Below are 19,258 nucleotides of genomic sequence, written 5' to 3'. Positions count from 1 at the left end.
CGGCGTACCCGCGGTGGCGACCGGCGGACAGGGCGGATTGCTGGACGTCGCGGCTGCCCCCGATTTCGCGACCAGCAAGACGATCTACCTGACCTATTCGGAGCCGGGAAACGGCGGCAGTGCGCTGGCGCTGGCACGAGCGACGCTCGATATTGTAAAAGAGTGCATGGCGGCACCATGCGGCGCCAGCCTGAAGAACCTCCAGGTGATTTGGCGCGCCGGGTCAAACGGGCCCGGCGGGCAGTTCGGCGCGAACATCCTGTTTTCGCCCGACGGCCAATATCTGTTCCTCAGTTCGGGCGAACGCCAGCGGTTCACGCCGGCGCAGGACCCAAAACAGGCGCTGGGCAAAGTCTTGCGGCTGACGCTCGACGGCAAGGCAGCGCCCGGCAACCCGATGGTCGCCAAGGGCGGGGTCGAGGCGATGACCTGGTCGACCGGGCACCGCAATCCCTATGGCATGGTCTTCACCCCCGATGGGCGGCTGTGGGAGGAAGAAATGGGCCCGCGCGGCGGCGACGAGCTCAACTTGATCCTGCCGGGCAAGAATTACGGCTGGCCGATCGTCTCCAACGGCGACAATTATTCAGGCCAGCCCATCCCCGACCATCCCAGCAAGCCGGAGTTCGAAGCGCCGAAACTGTGGTGGAACCCGTCGATCTCACCGGGGGGTATGATCTATTATTCGGGCGCGATGTTCCCGCAATATCGCGGGTCGTTGCTGATCGCGGCACTGTCGGATGAATCGCTGATCAGGATCACGTTGAACGGCGACACCGCGAGCCCCGCCGAACAGTGGAATATGGGCGCTCGCATCCGCGACCTGGCCCAAGCGCCCGACGGATCGATCTGGTTGCTTCAGGACGAGGGCAAGTTGGTGCGGCTGACGCCTAAGACCTGACGATCAGATAGTTCATCCGCGCCGCCGCGATCGGCTTGGCGGGGTCGTCCTGCCATGCGGTCGCCTCGACATTGGCGACGCGCGTGCCGAGCCGAGTGATGACTCCCTTGGCCCGAGTCTCCTTGTCGCGGCCGCCGCGCATGAAATCGACGGTGACGTTGATCGGCTTGATCTCGCCGCCGCCATCCTCCGCCAGCGCATCGTGGAGCGCGACGATCGCGGCCATTTCCATCAGCCCGCTGATCGCGCCGCCGTGCAGGAAACCGGGGCGGCCGAGTACCTCGGTCGCGAACGGCATCATCAGCACCGGCGTGCCGTCGGCGCCGGTCTCCACGACCAGCCCGAGTAGATCGGCATACGGCGGCATCCGCATCATCGCGGATATCCCTCGGGCGCCATGAAGGTGCCCGCGACGTGCGCGAGCGGATCGTTCGGGTCGCCGTCATGTGCAGCCCCGCGGACGAACGCGATCGAGCGCGTCAGGCGATAGCATTCGCCGCGCCCGATGACCGTCTTGCCCGGGGTCGCCGGGCGCAGATAATCGACCCGCAGGTCGAGCGTGGCGTGCGCGACGAATGCGTCGGCGCGCAGCCACACGCCCATGCTCGTCGCCATGTCCATCAACGACAGGATCGGTCCCGACGCGACGACGCCAGTGCCGAGATTGCCGACCAGTTTCTCGTCATACGGTAACGCCAGTTCGGCCCAGTCTTCGCCGTGCGCCTCGTACCGGATGCCCAGCGCCCCGCCGTGACCGATCCGGGCGGTAAAGAAACGTTCAGGATCGAAGCCGCGCAAATGGTTCATCGCCGCCGCCCCTAGCAAGCGGTTGCGAGCGCCGCCACCGCCGTCTAGCCTTCCGGTAAAGGAGAGGCGATGCACCCGAGCGTCCACGCGAAGGCAAACCCGGACAAGCCCGCGCTGATCGTCGCCGAAACGGGCGCGGTGATGACCTATGCCGAGCTCGACGCGGCATCGAATCGCGCGGCGCAGCTATACCGCGCGCATGGACTGATCGCTGGCGACCGGATCGCGCTGTTCCTCGAAAACATTCCTGACTGGTTCGCGCTGGTGTGGGGGGCGCAGCGCAGCGGGCTGCTGTTCGTCGCGGTGTCGTCTAAACTGACCGCGGCCGAAGTCGATTACATCCTGGCCGATAGCGGCGCGAAGATGCTTGTCGCCGACGCGGCGCTCGGCCACGTCGCAAGCGCGCTTACGACTCCGATCGAGCGTTTTGCCGTGGGCGGTGCGATCCTTGGGTTCGCCGACTGGCATGCGGCCAGCGCGGCGATGCCAGACACACCGATTGCCGATGAGAGCGCAGGGGCGCCGATGCTCTATTCGAGCGGCACGACCGGCCGGCCCAAGGGGATCGTTCCGCCGCCCGGCGACAAAGCGATCGACACGGTGCCGGCGCTCGCGATGATCGCGCAGGGCTTTTTCGGGCTGGGCGCGGACACCGTCTATCTATCGACCGCGCCGCTCTATCACGCCGCGCCATTGGCCTGGACGACGACGGTTCAGCGGCTTGGCGGGACGGTGGTGATGATGGCGAAGTTCGACGCCGAGGCCGCGATCTCCGCGATCGAGCGTTACCGTTGCAATGCCGGCCAGTTCGTCCCGACCCATTTCGTGCGGATGCTCAAGCTGCCCGAGGCGGTGCGCGCGCGCTACGACCTGTCGTCGATGAAGGTCGCGATCCACGCCGCGGCGCCGTGCCCGGTCCCGGTCAAGCGCGCGATGATCGATTGGTGGGGACCGGTGATCGACGAATATTATGCCGGGAGCGAGGGTAACGGCTTCACCGCGATCAAGGCGGCGGCGTGGCTCGACCGGCCCGGGTCCGTCGGCCACGCGATCGGTGAGGCGACGCTGCACATTTGCGACGAGGAGGGCAACGAACTGCCGCCGCGGCGCGAGGGGCTGGTCTATTTCAAGGGGCAGCGCCAGTTCGAATATCACAACGACCCGGCCAAGACCGCCGAATCGCGCAACCGCCACGGCTGGACGACGCTCGGCGATGTCGGCTGGGTCGATGAGGACGGATTCCTGTATCTGACCGACCGCAAGAGCTTCATGATCATTTCGGGCGGGGTGAACATCTACCCGCAGGAAATCGAGAACCGCATCATTACGCACCCGCGCGTCGCCGACGTCGCAGTGATCGGCGCCCCCGACCCGGAGATGGGCGAGCGCGTCGTCGCGGTGGTCCAGCCGGTCGACATGGCCGAAGCCGGGCCCGCGCTGGTCGAGGAGATCACCGCGTGGTGCCGCGCCGAACTGTCGGGGATCAAGACGCCGCGCCAGATCGACTTTACCGCCGAACTGCCGCGCCACGCGACGGGCAAGCTCTACAAGCGCCTGCTGCGCGACCAATATTGGGGCAACAAGGAAAGCCGCATCGTATGACCGAAGACCGCGTATCGATCACCGTCACCGACCAGATTGCCGACGTCCGCCTGACTCGCGCCGACAAGATGAACGCGATCGACCCGGCGATGTTCGAAGGCATCGGCGCGGCGATCGATAGCCTCGCCGACCGCACCGAAGTGCGCTGCGTCGTGCTGTCGGGCGACGGCAAGGCGTTCTGCGCGGGTCTCGACATGGCGAGCATGCAGGCGGGCGGATCGGGCACCGGTCGGGGTCGCAACAACCAGGGGTCGATCCTGCCGCAGCATGTGACGTGGGGCTGGCGCAACTTGCCGATGCCGGTGATCGCCGCGGTCCACGGCGTCGCGTTCGGCGGGGGTTTCCAGATCATGTCGGGCGCCGACATCCGCATCGCCGCGCCGGGCAGCCGCTTTTCGATCCGCGAAAGCTATTGGGGCCTCGTCCCCGACATGGCGGGCTGGCCGATCTGGCGCGGGCTGGTGCGCGACGACGTGCTGCGCGAGCTGGCATACACCGCACGCGAATTCGACGCCGATGAGGCGCTGCGCCACGGCTTCGTCACCCGCATCGCCGACGATCCCCACGCCGCCGCGATGGAACTCGCCACTGCCATCGTTGCTCGCAGCCCGCACGCGATCCGCGGCATCAAGCGGCTCGCCAACGCCGCGCACGACGCGGATCCGCGCGCGCTGCTCCAGATGGAAACCGACGAGCAAGTCGCGGTGATCGGCAAGCCCAACATGATGGAAGCGGTCGCCGCCAACATGGGCAAGCGCGCGGCGGTTTTCCGGGACTGAGCCGGTCCAAACTTCACACTGCTTCACACTGCTTCACACTATCGACGTCGCTCCGCTGGAGTGGGGTGCGTGGCGCAAAGGCCGTTCAGGCGCGCAAAAGAATCGACGCGCGGGCGCGGCGCGTTCGCTGATCGGCAGCCGACGATGTCAAAGAGCGAATCGCCGTGTGTCAGGCGAAATCCAACATTGGTAGCTTTTTGCGCCTGGCCAGCACCGCGCCCGTCACCGCCAACGGCACCAGCCAGGCGACCCATGCGTCGCCCGCGTAGAACGTGTCGAACCAGCGGCTCGGCCCCAGCATCGCGAACAGCCCCAGATAAATGCGGAAGAATACCGCGCCCATCGCGGTCGCGGTCATCAGCAGCATGCAGGTCCAGTGCGCCGCGTACCGACGCCGCCGGATATTCCAGATGCCGAGCGCCAGCAGCGTCAGCCACGTGGTCGCCTGCGCAGAAAACCCCATCGCCGACCAGAACGTCACCGGCGCGGCCCAGGCGACCGGGTAGGCGGTGGCCCCGGCCACCAGCACGTCGATCGCCGCGATCCTCCCCAGCGGGCGGTGCCACTTCGGCTTCCGTCTCAGCGCGATCGCCAGCGGCAGCAGGATCAGCGCCAGGCCGCCGGTGATCATATGAATCGGGAAGACAAGCGGCAGCAACTCGACCTTGACCGCCAGCGCCTCGGGGAAATCGTCGTTGGAAAACGCCGAGGCGAACGCCACCCACGCAGTGTATAGTATGAAGGCGGCAATCGATGTTACGATGACGACGGTTGCGGCCCGTCTGAACGGTTCGGCGGTGCGCGCGCGTCCAGTGGAGGGACTTGTCATGACGGTCTTATCTCAATCGCTGATGCGGTTGTCGATTGTGCCGCTGGGCGTGGCGATGCTGGCGCTGGCGGGGCCGGCGACGGCGGGGCCGGCATCCTCGCTTTATTACGGACGGTGGACGGTGTCCGAGGACAAGCCCGTCTTCACGCCACGTGGCCGGCTCTACAAGACGATCGACGTGGCACCCTGCGGTCGCGACTTTTGCGGCGTAAGCGTCGATGACAGCGGCAAGTGCGGGCCGTTGCTGTTCCGGTTCCTCGGCAAGCATGCCGCGACCGAAGATCTGCACGGCCACGGCAAATGGGGTGACGAACAGAAGAACATCGTGATCATGTCGTACGGTTCGACCGATACCGGGGAGAATGCCGGGTTCGAACTCTATCTCGGCGATGGGGCCAGCGTTGGAAGCCGTTCGGGCAGCATGCCCAAGTTCCACGCCGGTTACCGCCGACTGGGCAATGCGCGGTGTGCCGCGCGCTGAGAGGCTAGCAGCCGACGCGGGAGTGAATCCCGCGCCGTCGGACGAGATCGGCGTTGCCGACCCGCCGGCCGGGCTTGCGCTGAGCGGGCCGGCTGACGCCGCCCGGCGCTGCGCCTACAGCCGCCCAGCGAACAGGTCGATCTTGCCGATCGGCACGCCCTTCATCCGGAGGATCGCGTACGCCATCGACAGGTGGAAATAGATGTTGGTCGTGGCGAACACCGACAGCCACTGGCTGGTCGGTAGCGTCGGTTCCATCTGGTCGGTGATCTGGATCGTCAGTGGCGTGTCGTCTCGCCCGGCGAACTGCTCGGGGGTCAGCGCGGCGAGATCGGTCTGCGCCGCCGCGATTGCGGCGCGCAGACCCTCAAGCGTCAGGTTGTCGGGCAGTCGATCGGGCACCGGCAGACCAGCGGCACGCGCGGTCCATTGGCGCGAGAAGCTGATCACGACCTCGGCCTGAAAACGCAGCGGGTGCATGTCGTCGGTCAGCCGCCAGTCGAGGATCGTGTCGGGATCGATCCCTTGCGCGGTCGCGAAGTCAGCTCCCTTGTCGAGCAAGTGTGCCAGCGACCCGAGCGCGCGGTCGTACAGGCCGACAAAGCTAAACATCGAAATCGTCATGAAATTTCTCCCCGATTGCCGGCTTAGCTAGGAGGCGGTCGGGTAGCCCGCAAGTCGCGCTTGCCCGCACGGGACCGGTCGGCGACAGTGCGCTATGAGTGACGAACCTAGCTTCCTGTTTTCCTATGGATCGTTGCGCCGGCGCGATGTGCAGCTCGCGGTTTTCGGCCATGAACTGGAAGGGTTCGACGATGTCCTGCCGGGCTTCGCCGCCGTGCCGATCCGTCTCACCGATCCGCGAACGATCGCGACCGGCGGCACCGCCGATCATCTGATCCTGCGCGCGACCGCCGATGGATCGGGCGCGGTGCCGGGCCTCGCGCTGGCGATCCGGCCCGAGGATGTGCCGGTGGCGGACGCCTATGAGCCGGCCGGGTATGAGCGGACGGCGGTGAATCTTGCGTCGGGCCGTCGCGCCTTTGTGTATGTCGCAGGAGCAGGCTCATGAATGTTTCCGATGCCATCGCGGCGCGCCGGTCGGTGCGCGGGTTTCTCGACACGGCGGTCGATCAGGCGATGTTGCGCGAGATCGTCGTGACCGCTGCTAGGGCTGCGAGCGGGGGCAATATCCAGCCATGGCATATCGATTTGGTGAGCGGCGACAGCCTCGTGGAGCTGAAGGCAATCATGGCGGCGAAGCTGGCGGCGGGCGAAACCGAGACGCCGGGCTACGACATCTATCCGCGCGAATTCACCGCGCCGTATCGCGACCGCACTTTCGCGGTGGGCGAGGGGATGTACGGCCATATCGGCATCCCGCGCGCGGACAAGGCGGCGCGGCGGCAATGGTTCGCGCGCAATTTCCAGTTCTTCGGCGCGCCCGCCGCCTTGTTCTGCACCGTCGACCGGCGGATGGGGCCGCCGCAATGGTCCGACCTCGGCATGTATCTGCAGAACGTCATGCTGCTCGCGGTCGAGGCCGGCCTCGCGACCTGTCCGCAGGAATGCTGGGCGGTCTATCCGGCGACGATCGAAGGATTTCTCGGAACGCCGCCGGAGCGGATGCTCTTTTGCGGAATGGCGATCGGGTACGAGGACACGGCCGAGCCCGCCAACCGGTTGCGCACCGAGCGCGCACCGGAAGGCGAGTGGTTGAGCGTCCGGACCTAGGCCATTCTCCCCATGGGAGAAGGACGAGGTCCGCGCGCAACCGCGGGAAGGGTGGGTGAAGGGGCGGCGGTTATGCCGTACGCCCTTCTGCAGAATCGCTGCCCCACCGTTTTCCGATGAGATGAGAGGTTAAGCACTCGCCGTCGTGCGCGGGCCACCGCCGCCCTGGCCGCCGCGACCGCCACGACGACGATTGCCGCCGCCGCTTTGGCCGCCGCCGCCACCGGGACGACCGCCGAAGCGATTGCCGGTCGGGCGCGCGTCGTGCGTCTTGCGCGGGGGGCGATGCCCGCTCGGGCCGCGCGGACGTTCCTCGCGCGGGGCGGGGTCGTTGCCGATCTTCTTGGCGCGGATCGAGGCGAGCCGCGCCGCTTCGGCCAGGAAACCCTCGGGCAGCGCCTTCAACGGTACCTTCTGCCGAGTCAGCTTTTCGATGTCGCGGATGTACGGCTTTTCGTCGTCCGCCACGAAGCTGATCGCGATCCCCGCCGCACCCGCACGCGCGGTGCGGCCGATGCGGTGGACGTATTGCTCGGGCACGTTGGGGATCTCGAAGTTGATCACATGGCTGACCCCCGACACATCGATCCCGCGCGCGGCGATGTCGGTCGCGATCAGCACCTTTATCTCGCCGGTCTTGAACGCGGCCAGCGCGCGCTCGCGCTGCGGCTGGCTCTTGTTGCCGTGGATCGCCGCGGCCTGGATGCCGTTGCCGCCGAGCAAGCGCACGACGCGGTCGGCGCCGTGCTTGGTGCGGGTAAAGACCAGCGCACGCTCGATCGCCGAATCGCTCAGCGTCATCGTCAGCAGCGCCTGCTTTTCCGACTGGTTGACGAAGGTCGCGAACTGATCGACGCGCTCGGCGGTGGTCGCCGCGGGCTTGATCGACACGGTGGCGGGATCGCGCAGGAATTGGTCGGCGAGCTCGCGGATCGAGGCGGGCATCGTTGCCGAGAAGAACAGGGTCTGGCGTGCCTTGGGCACCATCCGCGCGATCTTCCGGAGCGCGTGGATGAAGCCGAGGTCGAGCATCTGATCGGCTTCGTCGAGCACCAACGTCTCGACCAGCGCGAGGCTGACGAAGCGCTGTTCGATAAGGTCGAGCAGGCGGCCCGGGGTGGCGACGAGGATGTCCACGCCGCGGCTCATGTCTTGGCGGTTCTTGTTGATGCTGGTGCCGCCGAACACGGTCGCGACCGACATCTTGCTGAACTTGCCGTATGCCATCGCGCTTTCGGCGATCTGGCTGGCGAGCTCGCGGGTCGGGGCGAGGACGAGCATGCGGCAATGCGTCGGCAGGACGCGCTTATCGGCTTCGACGAGGCGCTGGATCGACGGCAGCACGAACGCCGCGGTCTTGCCGGTGCCGGTCTGCGCGATGCCGAGCAGGTCGCGGCCCTCGAGCACGGTCGGGATCGCTTGTTCCTGGATCGGGGTTGGGACGGTATAGCCCTTGGCCTCGAGCGCGCGGACGAGCGGCTCGGCGAGGCCGAGATGTGCGAATTTGGTCATGGAATTCTTTTCTATATGCCTCACGCGCGCCGAAACGGCGCGCAGGCGGCGGGGGTAAAATGACACCCCGCGTGACTTGGGAAGCCTGTCGCTTGAACGACCGAGACGGAGCCTGTGGTGCCGGCTAGTCCGGAGCCACGATCACGCTGCTAGACGCCTCGATGACCGCCATATGCATGTTGCAGTGCAAAAAGTCAAGGTGGGGCGCGGCGAGCGCTCAATAGACGCAGACCGAAAAGTCCGTTCCTTCCCAGCACGCACCGTCGCGGCGCGACCGGCGCGCGGGGCCCCAGCGCGAATTGATGCCCGCCTCGGTCAGCCCGCGAATCTCGGCGACGCCGGGCCGCGTGACGTAAACCGTGATGCTCAGCGTCTCGCCGCCGAAGCCGCGGCCGTGCGGCGGGGTGACGGTGAAGGTGCCGCCCTTGGCGACCGTATAATTGCACGGCCCGCTATAGCTGAGGCCCTCGGAATCGATTACGCAACGCGCCACCTTGGCGTGGGCGGGCATCGTAACCGACAGCGCGACGAGGCCAGCGGCAAGAATCGATTTGTGCATGACGGGCGCTCCCGATGGGGGTGACGAGCAACGCCGGCCAGCCTATATCATCCACGAAGCCGGGCAAGCCCGCCCGCCGGCGACAGGAGGCACCATTGACCAGGACGACGATCGCCCGATCCGTCCTCCTTGCTCAGGTGCCTCATGTCTTCCTTCCTCACCCTGGATTCGCTGTCGCTCTCGACGCCTGACGGCCGTCCGCTTTTCCACGATCTGACGCTTTCGTTCGGCCGCCAGAGCACCGCGCTGGTCGGGCGCAACGGCTGCGGCAAGTCGACCTTGCTGCGCGCGATCGCCGGCGCGGTCGAGCCGGCAACCGGCGCGATCATGCGGCATGGCAGTGTCGCGTTGCTGCATCAGGATTGGCCCGACGCAACGATCGGCCTTGCCGAGGCGCTCGATGTGGCGAACGCGCTCGCGCGGCTGCGGCGGATCGAAACGGGCGGGGGCGACGCGGCCGATCTTATCGAGGCCGACTGGACGCTCGAGGCATGCATCGATGCCGCGCTGACCGAGGTGGGACTGCCGGGACTAGATCTCAACCGCCCGCTCGCGAGCCTGAGCGGCGGGCAGCGAACGCGCGTGGCGATCGCGCGCGCGGTGATCGCCGCGCCCGATCTGCTGCTGCTCGACGAGCCGACCAACAATCTTGACGCCGACGGCCGCGCCGCGATCGCCAACCTGATCGCCGGGTGGAAGGGCGGGGTGGTGGTGGCGAGCCACGACCGCGCGCTGCTCGAACGCATGGACCGGATCGTCGAATTGACGCCGGTGGGCTGCCGCGTCGTGATTGGCGGCTGGTCGGACTTCGTGGCGGTCCGCGATGCCGAGCGCGTGGCGGCGGCGAATGAATTGGCGCGCACCGAGGGGGCTCTTCGCCAGACCGAGCGCGCGGTGCAGGAACAGCGCGAGAAGAAGGCGCGACGCGACAAGGCCGGGCGCGTCTACGGCAAGTCGGGCAGCGCGCCCAAAATCGTGATCGGCGCGATGAAGCGCCGCGCGGAGAACACCGCCGCCCGGTACAGCCAGCTCGCCGAACGGATGGTCGGTGCGGCGGCGGCGGATCATGTCGCCGTGCGCGCCAGGGTCGAGGTGGTAACGCCGCTCGCCATCGACCTGCCGCCCAGCGGGCTATCGTCGTCGCGCGAATTGTTGCGGGTCGAGGGCGCGGTGATCGCGCGCGGCGCGCGGCGGATCGGGCCGGTCGACCTCGCGATTCGCGGACCCGAGCGCGTGGCACTGGCGGGGCCGAACGGCGCGGGCAAGTCCAGCGTGCTGGCGATGATCGCGGGCGCGATCGAGCCGGTCGCCGGGACGGTGTGGCGGCCGGAGCGGATCGCGTTGCTCGACCAGCATGTCGGTCTGCTCGACCACAACGCGACGATTGTCGCCAATCTGCGCGCGCTCGACCCCGCGTTGAGCGAAAACGACGCGCGCGCCGCGCTCGCGCGCTTCGCGTTCCGCAACCGCGCGGCGGATCGGATCGTCGGAACGCTGTCGGGCGGCGAGCGGCTTCGTGCAGGGCTGGCGTGCGTGCTGTCGGCGGCGCGGCCCCCGCAACTGTTGCTGCTCGACGAGCCGACCAACCATCTCGATCTCGACTCGATCGAGGTGCTGGAGGCGGCACTACGCGGCTATGACGGCGCGCTGCTCGTCGCCAGCCACGACGCGACGTTTCTCGTCGCGCTGCTCGTCGAAAAAACCGTGACGATCGGCTGATCAGGGTGCCTTGGGCGTTTTCCTGACAGCATCGGCGATCACGCCGCGCTGCTGGCTCGACGACAGATTGGCGGCGGAGCGGTACAGGCCGGTCAGGAATCCCCTATCCTGAGCGGTGAGCCCGGCGGGCCCGGCCCCGCCGGCATCGCGAGCGGCGAAAATCGCCATCACACTATCCGACCCGGTAAAGTCGGCATCGATTGCGGGCTGCGCGAATGTCACCATGGCCAGATAATCAGCCAGTTGCAGCCACTTGATCCCGCCAAGCTTGCTTTCGTCGATGACAATCAAGGTGGCGATCGTATTTTCCCGTGTCCGTGCGGTGATCCGCGACGCGGGCGTGCTATTCGGCGAAGCATCGATCGCAAGACCAGCGCCGTTGCGACCCGCCGCACCGGCATGCTGGCCATCCGACATCGTCGTGGCATTGATGCTGAACCAGCGGACCGCGCGTGGCGCGAGATAGCGCGCGACCTGTTTGCGGCGCGGCAGACCGTAATATTCGACGTCGGTTATCAGCGTCGGCACCGAATCGATCATCTTGGCCGTGAAGAGGTCGGCTTGCCCCGTGAACGCGATGATCGTATTCGGCTCGCATTTGGGGGGCACCTGCATGCTGACGTCGATCAGCTTGGCGACTGCGGCGATCCGATCGGTGATCATCGCGGCGCGTTCGGGCCACAAGCCAACCACCTTGGGACAAATGCGGCCGTTCCACCGCGCCACCTGACGGCCATCGCGCGTTTCGGTCAGCGAGCGAACGAAAGTCTCGACTTCCTTGTCGCGCTGCCCACGCACAATGATATCGTCCTTTTGGGACGACGCGTCCTGGGCGGCGGCGGGGACGGCGAGCGCGAGGGTGGCGAGCGAAAGGCCGAGCGAGCGGATCATGCCGGCAATCTACGCTGTGGCTTAGCGAGTCGCAACTAAAGCGAGCGCCCGATCAGCTCCTTCATGATCTCGTTCGTTCCGCCGTAAATCCGCGACACTCGCGCGGCACGCCACATCCGGGCGATTGGATATTCGTTCATATACCCCGCGCCGCCGTGGAGCTGGAGGCACTTGTCCATCACTTCCCATTGCAGCTCGGTGTGCCACAGCTTCGCAGCCGCGCCTTCGGTCGGGGTCAGCTCGCCCTTCAAGTGCCGGGTGATCGCCCAGTCGAGATGCGCCCAGCCGACCTGGAGCTTGCTCGCGAGGTCGGCGAGCACGAAGCGCGTATTCTGGAAATCGAACACCATCCCCGCGAACGCCTTGCGCGATTTGGTGAACTCGACCGTCTCGTCGAACGCCTTCTGCGCCGACGCTTGCGTGCCGACCGCGATCGACAGGCGTTCCTGCGGCAATTGGCTCATTAGGTAGATGAAGCCCTTGCCCTCCTCGCCCAGGCAATTGGTCATCGGTACGCGGACGTCCTCGAAGAACAATTCGGAGGTGTCGGCGGCATCCTGACCGATCTTGTCGAGCTTGCGCCCGCGCTTGAACCCCTCGCGGTCGGCCTCGACGAGGATGATCGACATGCCCTTGTACGCGGGCTGCGCGTCGGGATCGGTCTTGGCGACGACCAGCACCAGATCGGCGTTCTGGCCGTTGGTGATATAGGTCTTGGACCCGTTGACGATATAATGATTGCCGTCTTTCTTCGCGGTGGTGCGGATCGCCTGCAGGTCGGATCCGGTGCCGGGCTCGGTCATCGCGATGGCGGTGATCGTTTCGCCAGAGACGAAGCGCGGCAGCCACTGCTTCTTCTGCTCCTCCGAACCATAAGCGACGATATAATCGCACACGATATCGGAGTGCAGGGTAAAGCCGGCCGGCACACCATTATAGGCCAGTTCCTCGTTGACGATCGAATTGTAGCCGAAGTCGAGGCCCAGCCCGCCATATTCCTCGGGCACGGTCGGGCACAGCATGCCGATCTCGCCGGCCTTGTGCCAAAATTCCTTGGGGACGAGGTGGTTCTTCTCCCACTCGCCGACGTTGGGAACTCCCTCCTTTTGCAGGAAGCTGCGCACCGTTTCGCGGAACGCCTCATGGTCGGCATTATAGGCGAAGCGGCCGGGAATTATGTCAGGGGTCATGGATGCTCTCCTGCAAACTTTGCCCGGCTGTGCGATCGATTGACGCGAACGTCAAGCAACGGCGCCTCGACTTGTCGCTGCGATGGCGGCTAAGTGCAATCCTGAACAGGAGAGAAAGCGCGCATGAAACTTGCCAGCCTCAAGCATGGCCGTGACGGCAAGCTCGTCATCGTTTCGAACGATCTCGCCTGGTGCGCCGATGCCGGGCACATCGCCCCGACCTTGCAGGCGGCGCTCGACGATTGGGACCGGTTGCTGCCCGATCTGCGCAATCTCGCTACCGATCTCGAACATGAGATGATCCCGCGCGATCGCTTCCATGAGCATGATGCAGCGTCGCCGCTGCCGCGCGCTTATCAATGGGCCGATGGCTCGGCCTATGTGAACCATGTCGCGCTGGTGCGGCAGGCGCGTGCGGCCGAGATGCCCGACAGCTTCTGGCACGATCCGCTGATGTATCAGGGCGGCTCTGACGGTTTTCTCGGGCCGCGCGACCCGATCTCGCTCGCCGACGAGACTTGGGGCGCCGATCTTGAGGGTGAGGTGGTGGTCGTTACGGGTGACGTGCCGCTCGGCGCGACGCGCGAAGAGGCGCTGGCGGCGATCCTGCTGGTCGGCCTGACCAACGATGTTTCCCTGCGCAACCTGATTCCCGGCGAACTGGCCAAGGGGTTTGGTTTCTTTCAGTCCAAGCCGGCCAGCGCCTTCTCGCCGGTGTTCGTCACCCCCGACGCGCTCGGTGACTGGTGGAAGGACGGCAAGCTGCATCGCAAGCTGATGGTCGATCTCAACGGCAAGCCCTTTGGCCGTGCCGAGGCGGGCGAGGACATGACCTTCGACTTCGGGACCCTGGTCGCGCATGCGGCGAAGACGCGCGCGCTCGGTGCCGGCACGATCATCGGCTCGGGCACCGTTTCCAACCGCGACGCCGATGGCGGCCCGGGCAAGCCGATTGCCGAGGGCGGTGTGGGCTATTCATGCCTCGCCGAGATCCGCACGATCGAGACGATCAATGGCGGCAAGCCGGTCACGCCGTTCCTCAAGAAGGGCGATACCGTCCGAATCTGGGTCGAGGATGACAAGCACCACCCGGTCTTCGGGGTGATCGAGCAGACGGTGGCGTAAGGAAAATCCTCCCCGGCACGGGGAGGGGGACCGCGACGCGAAGCGGCGTGGTGGAGGAGGCGTGCCACAGACGGTGCGCTCGCGGCACACCCCCTCCACCAGCTTCGCTGGTTCCCCTCCCCGTGCCGGGGAGGAGTTGGTCAGTGGAAATCGTGGCTCTTGATCGGGATGACATCCTCCCGATCCTTCTCCCGGAAATGATAGTCCGACCGCAATTTCGGTCGCCATTCGGTATCCCCGCGATCGGGTGAGCTGCCATGTGTCGCGCCGTCGCCGGGCGACACCATGCGCGGCAGGTCGATCTCGCCGACCTGGCGCAGCAGCGGTGTCAGGTCGGTGACGCGTTCGGTGACGACATGGATGACGATCCCCTCGCGCTGCACGCGCCCGGTGATGGCGACCATCGCCGAGGACATCACGATCCGCCGGTGGGCCTCGAACCGGTCCTTCCACAGCACGCCATTGGCGATGCCGGTCTCGTCCTCCAGCGTGAGGAACAGGATGCCCTTGGCGCTGCCCGGCCGCTGCCGCACGAGGATGATGCCCGCGACCGTGACCGGATCGCCATCCTTCATCGTCCTGAGATCACCGCACGGCCGGACGCCACGGCGGCGCAGTTCGGCGCGCAGGAAGGTGAGGGGGTGCTGGCGCAGCGATAGCTGAGTGGCGCGGTAATCCTCGACCACCTCGCGGCCGGCGGTGAGCGGCGTCAAGACCACCGGCACCTCCTTCGCCTCGGCGTTGATGACACCGGCGCGTTCGTCGGCGGCGGCGAACAACGACAGCGGCGCCTGCCCGAGACCTTTGATCGCCCACAAGGCCTGGCGCCGATCTAGCCCAAAGCAATGGAACGCGTCGGCTCGGGCCAGCCGCTCGAGCGCGGCCGGCTTGATCCCCGACCGCCGCCACGCATCCTCGATCGAGATGAAGGGCGCGCTGGCCCGCGCCGCGAGGATCGCCTCGCCCTCCTTTTCACTCAGCCCCTGAACGATCCGCATGCCTAGTCTGAGTGGGAGCAACGCCGCCCAATCGGCATTGTCTCCGCGAAAGATTAGCGGTCGATCATCGCACCGTGCTGCTGTCTCATCCAGCACTTCGGTATCCCAACCACTGCGATTGATGCACACGGCCCGCACCTCGACGCCGTGCTCGCGCGCATCGCGGACTATTTGAGCAGGTGCATAAAATCCCATCGGCTGTGCATTTAGCAGGGCGGCGCAGTACAGATCGGGGTGATGGCACTTCATCCAGCATGATGCGTAGGCGATCTTTGCGAAGCTGGCGGCGTGGCTTTCCGGGAAGCCATAGCTGCCGAACCCCTCGATCTGCTTGACGAGGCGCTCGGCGAACTCGTGTGTAATACCCTTGGCGGTCATGCCACTGACAAGTTTGTCGTGGAACTTGCCGACACCACCGGTCGCCTTGAACGTGGCCATCTTGCGGCGGAGTTCATCTGCTTCGGTGCCGGTGAAGCCCGCACCGATCATCGCCACCTGCATCGCCTGTTCCTGAAACAACGGGACGCCCAGCGTCTTGCTGAGCACTTCCTCCAATGCCGGGCTGGGATAGTCGACCTTATCCTTGCCTTCGCGTCGGCGGAGATAGGGGTGGACCATGTCGCCCTGAATCGGCCCGGGCCGAACGATCGCCACCTCGATGACGAGGTCGTAGAATTTCTCCGGTTTCATCCGCGGCAGCATCGACATCTGCGCGCGGCTTTCGATCTGGAATACGCCCAGCGTGTCGGCCTGCTGGATCATGGCATAAGTGAGTTCATCGTCTACCTGCAACTCGGGCGACGCCATGTGCATCGTTTTGCCTTTATGGTTGGCAAGCAACGCGAAGACCCGGCGCATGCAGCCGAGCATGCCGAGGCCGAGGATATCGACCTTCATCAGGCCAAGTTCCTCGACGTCGAGCTTTTCCCACTCCACGACGCGGCGGTCGACCATTGCAGCCGGTTCCACCGGGACGAGTTCGTCGAGCCGGCCATGCGACAGGACGAAACCGCCCGGATGCTGTGATAGATGACGCGGCGTATCGACCAACTGGCCGACCAGTTCCAGCGTCAACGCCAGGCGCGGGTCGGCGCGATCGAGGTTGAGCTGGTCGACATGTTCGTTGTTGAGCCCGCCGCTCGATACCCCCCAGACCTGCCCGGCGAGGGCTGCGGTCATGTCCTCGGACAGGCCCATTACCTTGCCGACCTCGCGCAACGCGCCGCGCGTGCGAAAACGACTGACCACGGCGGTCAGTGCGGCGTGGCGCTCGCCATAGGTCTCGTAAATCCACTGGATCACTTCCTCGCGCCGTTCATGCTCGAAATCGACATCTATGTCGGGCGGTTCACCACGCTTGTCGGAGATGAAACGTTCGAACAACAAAGTGCGCTCGATCGGGTCGATCGAGGTTACTTGCAGGACGTAACAGATGATCGAATTGGCGGCCGAGCCGCGCCCCTGACACAGGATGCCTTGGCTGCGCGCATAACGCACGATCGAGTTCACGGTCAGGAAATAGGGCGCATAACCCATGTCGCAGACCAATTCGAGTTCATGCTCGAGCTGTTTCGTATAAGGTTCCGGCGCACCGGCCGGGAACAACTCGGCCAGTGCTTCCCGGCTCATCTTCTCCAGCGCATCCTGCGGTGAACGGCCGCTGATCACCACCTCGTCGGGATAGCGATATTGCTCCTTCAATTCGCGCAGCGAAAAGGTGCAGCGCTCGGCGATCGCTTCCGTTGCCAGTAACGCCTCCGGGTGACGGCGAAAACGCCGCGCCATCTCCCCCGGCCCTTTGAGATGCCGATCGGCGCTACGCTCGCGACGGAAACCGAGATCGTCGATGGTGCATTTGTTGCGGATCGCGGTGACGACGTCCTGCAACATGCGCCGTTCGGGCAGATCATAGAGGACATCGCCGGTGGCGAGCGGCGTCAGATCGAAACGCTGCGCCATATTTTCGAGATCATACAGGCGCAGCGCGTCATCGGGCCTGCGGTGATGCGTCAGGCAGACATGGCCGCGATCTTCGAACGCATCCGCCATCCAGCGCATCGCGACCAGATCGCCATGATCGGCCAGACCCGGCACCAGCGCGCCGACCATGCCCTGGTTATATTCGGCCACATCTTCCCAATGCAGGAAGCATTTGCCCTTCTCGCCCTTCTGCGCATCGGCTCGTCCCTTGCCGAGCGTGAGCAGGCGGGTGAGCCGGCTCCATGCCGGACGATCCTCGGGCCAGACAAGGATCGAGGTGCCGTCGACCAGATCGAGTCGGCACCCGGCGATCATGCGGATCGGCAGGCCGGCGGCGGTCAGTTCCTCCGCCGCGACCAGTGATCGCACGACGCCGCCGACTGAATTGCGATCGGTGATGCCGAGCGCCGGCAGGCCCAGCTTGACCGCGGTCGTGAAGAGATCCTCCGCTGACGATGCCCCACGCAGGAAACTGAAATGCGTGGTGACCTGAAGTTCGGCATAGGTCACCCGAACGCCCCGTGCATGAACCAGGCGAGGTCGCCGGTCTCGGCGCGTACACCATCGCCGCGGCGGAACAGCCAGAAGCGCTGGCCGGCTTCGTTCTCGACCTGAAAATAATCGCGTACCGCATGCTGCTCGGCGGTGCGTTTCCACCATTCGCCCTGCACGCGCTCGGGGCCGTCTGCGCGCACCACCTTGTGCATCTCGCCGCGCCAGCTGAAACGGCGGGGCGGCTGGTCGGGCAGTTCGGCGATGACATGGTCGAGCTGCTCGGGCCGCCGCAGCAGCCGCACCGGGCGCGGCCAGCGATGATGCCAGGGGTGCAGGTCGGGCGAACGATCGAGCTGGCGGACATCGTCGGCCTTGAGCTTGATCGTGTCTTGTGCAGGCGGGTCGAGCGGCGGCAGGTACGCCACCGAGCGTTCCGGCACGTCGCTCTCGACCGGCTGACTGCGCCACAAACGCCGGTCGCCGATGCGATTGGCCAGGGCATCGACCAGCGGCGCGAGATCGGTCGGTCGTTCTTCCAGCCGTTCGGCAAAGGGCTGGGCCCCGAGCGGGTCGGCGCGGCGCACATGCAGCGCCAGCGCGTCGATGCCGAAGCCCGGCGCGATCTCCTCGATCCGCCGCACGATCAGCCTGAGCAGGTGAGGCGCGTCACGCGTCGGACGGGCGAGGCCGATGCGCAACCGTTGCGGCACGCCGTCGATGCGGTCCGCCACCAGTTCGACCAGCCGCGCGCCAAGACCCGCTTCGGCCAGCGCGGTGGTGAGCCGCGGCATCAGAACGCCCAGCCAATGCTCGATCACTTCGGCCGTGGCGATCGGCTCGGCGAAGCGCTGCATGACGACGATCGCCTCGACCGGGATGACGGGATCGAGTGGCTCGTCCCGGCGCCCCAGCGCCTGGTCGAGTCGCGAGACCAGCGCCGCGCTGAACCGCCGGGTCAGCGGTGCGCGCGGTATCGCGATGAGCTGGCCGATGCGTTCCACGCCCAGCCTGCGCAGCAGTTCGATCGCCGCCGGCTCGGCGCGCAACGCGGCGATCGGCAGCAATGCCAGTGCTTCCTCTTGCGCACCGCTCGGACAGATTGCGACACCGCCTTCGGCCCGCCCGTAACGCGCCAGCGCCCAGGCGGCCCCCGCCGTATCGGCCACCGCGATCCGCGCGGTGAAGCCGAGCCGTGCCAGCAAGCGCACGATACGCCGCGCCATCTTCGCCTCGCCGCCGAACAGATGTGCGGTGCCGGTGATGTCGATGAACAGCCCGTCATTGCCCGATAGCGCGGTCAGCGGCGACCAGCGCCGCGCCGCGACGAGCGCCAGCCGCTGAAGTTCTGCCAGATCGCCTGCGGGATCGGCCGGCTGGATATCGAGGCCCGGCACCTGCGCGCGGGCCTGCGTCACTGCCATGCCGGGGGCGAGACCGATCGCACGCGCGGCCGGCGACACGGCGGCGATCACGACCTTGCTGCCCTCACGGATCTGCGTGACGACCAATTCCTCCCCGGTACGGGGAGGGGGACCATTTGCGTTGGCAAATGGTGGAGGGGGCGTGCCTTGAGCGTTACGTTCGCGGGGCGCCCCCTCCACCACGCTCTTCGAGCGCGGTCCCCCTCCCCGTTCCGGGGAGGAATTAGAAGTACGC

18 protein-coding genes are annotated in these 19,258 nt (G+C 66.3%); 8 read left to right on the top strand and 10 right to left on the bottom strand.

Going from position 1 to position 19,258, the window contains the following annotated elements; genetic code table 11:
• Window positions 1–901, top strand: a 901-nt coding sequence (locus tag JWM94_RS12880; protein ID WP_299427598.1) for a PQQ-dependent sugar dehydrogenase, incomplete at its 5' end; no start/stop codon positions are given.
• Here the strand turns inward: JWM94_RS12880 and JWM94_RS12875 are convergent.
• Both JWM94_RS12875 and JWM94_RS12870 read right to left on the bottom strand, forming a co-directional pair.
• Window positions 891–1,274: a PaaI family thioesterase gene (locus JWM94_RS12875; protein ID WP_299427601.1), complete on the bottom strand. Its 384-nt coding sequence runs from the start codon at window positions 1,272–1,274 to the stop codon at window positions 891–893. The two genes, JWM94_RS12880 and JWM94_RS12875, sit on opposite strands and share 11 nt — an antisense overlap.
• The gene (locus JWM94_RS12870) at window positions 1,274–1,708 is read right to left on the bottom strand and encodes a PaaI family thioesterase (RefSeq protein WP_299427595.1); all 435 of its coding nucleotides are present in this window, start codon (window positions 1,706–1,708) and stop codon (window positions 1,274–1,276) included. Before JWM94_RS12870 ends, JWM94_RS12875 begins: the two co-directional genes overlap by 1 nt.
• Window positions 1,709–1,777: 69 nt before the next feature.
• Here JWM94_RS12870 and JWM94_RS12865 point away from each other — a divergent pair, with 69 nt between their 5' ends.
• Window positions 1,778–3,310 (top strand): acyl-CoA synthetase, encoded by a 1,533-nt coding sequence (locus tag JWM94_RS12865; protein WP_299427592.1) that lies wholly within the window; start codon window positions 1,778–1,780, stop codon window positions 3,308–3,310.
• The gene (locus JWM94_RS12860) at window positions 3,307–4,089 is read left to right on the top strand and encodes a crotonase/enoyl-CoA hydratase family protein (RefSeq protein WP_299427589.1); all 783 of its coding nucleotides are present in this window, start codon (window positions 3,307–3,309) and stop codon (window positions 4,087–4,089) included. The genes JWM94_RS12865 and JWM94_RS12860 overlap by 4 nt, the downstream gene beginning before the upstream one ends.
• Window positions 4,090–4,258: 169 nt before the next feature.
• Here the strand turns inward: JWM94_RS12860 and JWM94_RS12855 are convergent, their stop codons facing one another.
• Window positions 4,259–4,918 (bottom strand): DUF2306 domain-containing protein, encoded by a 660-nt coding sequence (locus JWM94_RS12855; protein ID WP_299427586.1) that lies wholly within the window; start codon window positions 4,916–4,918, stop codon window positions 4,259–4,261.
• Here JWM94_RS12855 and JWM94_RS12850 point away from each other — a divergent pair.
• Window positions 4,917–5,399 carry a hypothetical protein gene (locus tag JWM94_RS12850; protein ID WP_299427584.1) on the top strand — a complete coding sequence of 161 codons (483 nt, stop codon included), beginning with the start codon at window positions 4,917–4,919 and terminating at the stop codon, window positions 5,397–5,399. The genes JWM94_RS12855 and JWM94_RS12850 overlap by 2 nt on opposite strands.
• Before the next feature lie 114 nt (window positions 5,400–5,513).
• Here the strand turns inward: JWM94_RS12850 and JWM94_RS12845 are convergent, their stop codons facing one another.
• The gene (locus JWM94_RS12845; RefSeq protein WP_299427581.1) at window positions 5,514–6,023 is read right to left on the bottom strand and encodes a DUF1993 domain-containing protein; all 510 of its coding nucleotides are present in this window, start codon (window positions 6,021–6,023) and stop codon (window positions 5,514–5,516) included.
• A 94-nt stretch (window positions 6,024–6,117) separates the two neighbouring features.
• Between JWM94_RS12845 and JWM94_RS12840 the strand changes: the two genes are divergently transcribed.
• Together JWM94_RS12840 and JWM94_RS12835 are read left to right on the top strand one after the other, a co-directional pair.
• On the top strand, window positions 6,118–6,471 hold the full coding sequence (locus JWM94_RS12840; RefSeq protein ID WP_299427578.1) for a gamma-glutamylcyclotransferase family protein: 354 nt from the start codon (window positions 6,118–6,120) through the stop codon (window positions 6,469–6,471).
• Window positions 6,468–7,133 carry a nitroreductase gene (locus JWM94_RS12835; RefSeq protein ID WP_299427575.1) on the top strand — a complete coding sequence of 222 codons (666 nt, stop codon included), beginning with the start codon at window positions 6,468–6,470 and terminating at the stop codon, window positions 7,131–7,133. Before JWM94_RS12840 ends, JWM94_RS12835 begins: the two co-directional genes overlap by 4 nt.
• Window positions 7,134–7,262: 129 nt before the next feature.
• Here the strand turns inward: JWM94_RS12835 and JWM94_RS12830 are convergent, their stop codons facing one another.
• Both JWM94_RS12830 and JWM94_RS12825 read right to left on the bottom strand, forming a co-directional pair.
• Entirely contained in the window at window positions 7,263–8,645 is a 1,383-nt protein-coding gene (locus JWM94_RS12830; protein ID WP_299427571.1) for a DEAD/DEAH box helicase, read from the bottom strand.
• A 217-nt stretch (window positions 8,646–8,862) separates the two neighbouring features.
• Window positions 8,863–9,204, bottom strand: coding sequence for a hypothetical protein (locus tag JWM94_RS12825; RefSeq protein WP_299427567.1), 342 nt, complete (start codon window positions 9,202–9,204; stop codon window positions 8,863–8,865).
• A gap of 144 nt (window positions 9,205–9,348) precedes the next feature.
• Here JWM94_RS12825 and JWM94_RS12820 point away from each other — a divergent pair, with 144 nt between their 5' ends.
• Window positions 9,349–10,923 (top strand): ABC-F family ATP-binding cassette domain-containing protein, encoded by a 1,575-nt coding sequence (locus tag JWM94_RS12820; protein WP_299427564.1) that lies wholly within the window; start codon window positions 9,349–9,351, stop codon window positions 10,921–10,923.
• On the opposite strand, the gene JWM94_RS12815 is transcribed toward JWM94_RS12820, so the two are convergent.
• Window positions 10,924–11,814 (bottom strand): hypothetical protein, encoded by an 891-nt coding sequence (locus tag JWM94_RS12815; protein ID WP_299427560.1) that lies wholly within the window; start codon window positions 11,812–11,814, stop codon window positions 10,924–10,926.
• A gap of 35 nt (window positions 11,815–11,849) precedes the next feature.
• Window positions 11,850–13,004, bottom strand: coding sequence for an acyl-CoA dehydrogenase family protein (locus JWM94_RS12810; protein WP_299427557.1), 1,155 nt, complete (start codon window positions 13,002–13,004; stop codon window positions 11,850–11,852).
• Window positions 13,005–13,127: 123 nt separating this feature from the next.
• Here JWM94_RS12810 and JWM94_RS12805 point away from each other — a divergent pair, with 123 nt between their 5' ends.
• Window positions 13,128–14,129 carry a fumarylacetoacetate hydrolase family protein gene (locus JWM94_RS12805; protein ID WP_299427554.1) on the top strand — a complete coding sequence of 334 codons (1,002 nt, stop codon included), beginning with the start codon at window positions 13,128–13,130 and terminating at the stop codon, window positions 14,127–14,129.
• Window positions 14,130–14,269: 140 nt separating this feature from the next.
• Here the strand turns inward: JWM94_RS12805 and JWM94_RS12800 are convergent, their stop codons facing one another.
• Complete coding sequence (locus tag JWM94_RS12800; RefSeq protein WP_299427551.1) at window positions 14,270–17,617, bottom strand: error-prone DNA polymerase; 3,348 nt, start codon at window positions 17,615–17,617, stop codon at window positions 14,270–14,272.
• The gene (locus JWM94_RS12795) at window positions 17,614–19,110 is read right to left on the bottom strand and encodes a DNA polymerase Y family protein (RefSeq protein WP_299427548.1); all 1,497 of its coding nucleotides are present in this window, start codon (window positions 19,108–19,110) and stop codon (window positions 17,614–17,616) included. Before JWM94_RS12795 ends, JWM94_RS12800 begins: the two co-directional genes overlap by 4 nt.
• Between the last annotated feature and the right edge of the window lie 148 nt (window positions 19,111–19,258).

Source organism: Sphingomonas bacterium, from assembly GCF_028289855.1.
GTDB lineage: Bacteria > Pseudomonadota > Alphaproteobacteria > Sphingomonadales > Sphingomonadaceae > Sphingomonas.
The sequence above is the reverse complement of the archived record's forward strand: the minus strand, read 5'-3'. Positions and strand labels throughout refer to the sequence as shown.

Excerpts from the sequence above, each read along its gene's own strand:
- JWM94_RS12855 (WP_299427586.1), bottom strand. The coding sequence starts at position 4,918 with ATGACAAGTCCCTCCACTGGACGCGCGCGCACCGCCGAACCGTTCAGA.
- JWM94_RS12830 (WP_299427571.1), bottom strand. The coding sequence starts at position 8,645 with ATGACCAAATTCGCACATCTCGGCCTCGCCGAGCCGCTCGTCCGCGCG.
- JWM94_RS12870 (WP_299427595.1), bottom strand. The coding sequence starts at position 1,708 with ATGAACCATTTGCGCGGCTTCGATCCTGAACGTTTCTTTACCGCCCGG.
- JWM94_RS12810 (WP_299427557.1), bottom strand. The coding sequence starts at position 13,004 with ATGACCCCTGACATAATTCCCGGCCGCTTCGCCTATAATGCCGACCAT.
- JWM94_RS12840 (WP_299427578.1), top strand. The coding sequence starts at position 6,118 with ATGAGTGACGAACCTAGCTTCCTGTTTTCCTATGGATCGTTGCGCCGG.
- JWM94_RS12865 (WP_299427592.1), top strand. The coding sequence starts at position 1,778 with ATGCACCCGAGCGTCCACGCGAAGGCAAACCCGGACAAGCCCGCGCTG.
- JWM94_RS12845 (WP_299427581.1), bottom strand. The coding sequence starts at position 6,023 with ATGACGATTTCGATGTTTAGCTTTGTCGGCCTGTACGACCGCGCGCTC.
- JWM94_RS12850 (WP_299427584.1), top strand. The coding sequence starts at position 4,917 with ATGACGGTCTTATCTCAATCGCTGATGCGGTTGTCGATTGTGCCGCTG.
- JWM94_RS12815 (WP_299427560.1), bottom strand. The coding sequence starts at position 11,814 with ATGATCCGCTCGCTCGGCCTTTCGCTCGCCACCCTCGCGCTCGCCGTC.
- JWM94_RS12825 (WP_299427567.1), bottom strand. The coding sequence starts at position 9,204 with ATGCACAAATCGATTCTTGCCGCTGGCCTCGTCGCGCTGTCGGTTACG.
- JWM94_RS12875 (WP_299427601.1), bottom strand. The coding sequence starts at position 1,274 with ATGCGGATGCCGCCGTATGCCGATCTACTCGGGCTGGTCGTGGAGACC.
- JWM94_RS12860 (WP_299427589.1), top strand. The coding sequence starts at position 3,307 with ATGACCGAAGACCGCGTATCGATCACCGTCACCGACCAGATTGCCGAC.
- JWM94_RS12805 (WP_299427554.1), top strand. The coding sequence starts at position 13,128 with ATGAAACTTGCCAGCCTCAAGCATGGCCGTGACGGCAAGCTCGTCATC.
- JWM94_RS12820 (WP_299427564.1), top strand. The coding sequence starts at position 9,349 with ATGTCTTCCTTCCTCACCCTGGATTCGCTGTCGCTCTCGACGCCTGAC.
- JWM94_RS12835 (WP_299427575.1), top strand. The coding sequence starts at position 6,468 with ATGAATGTTTCCGATGCCATCGCGGCGCGCCGGTCGGTGCGCGGGTTT.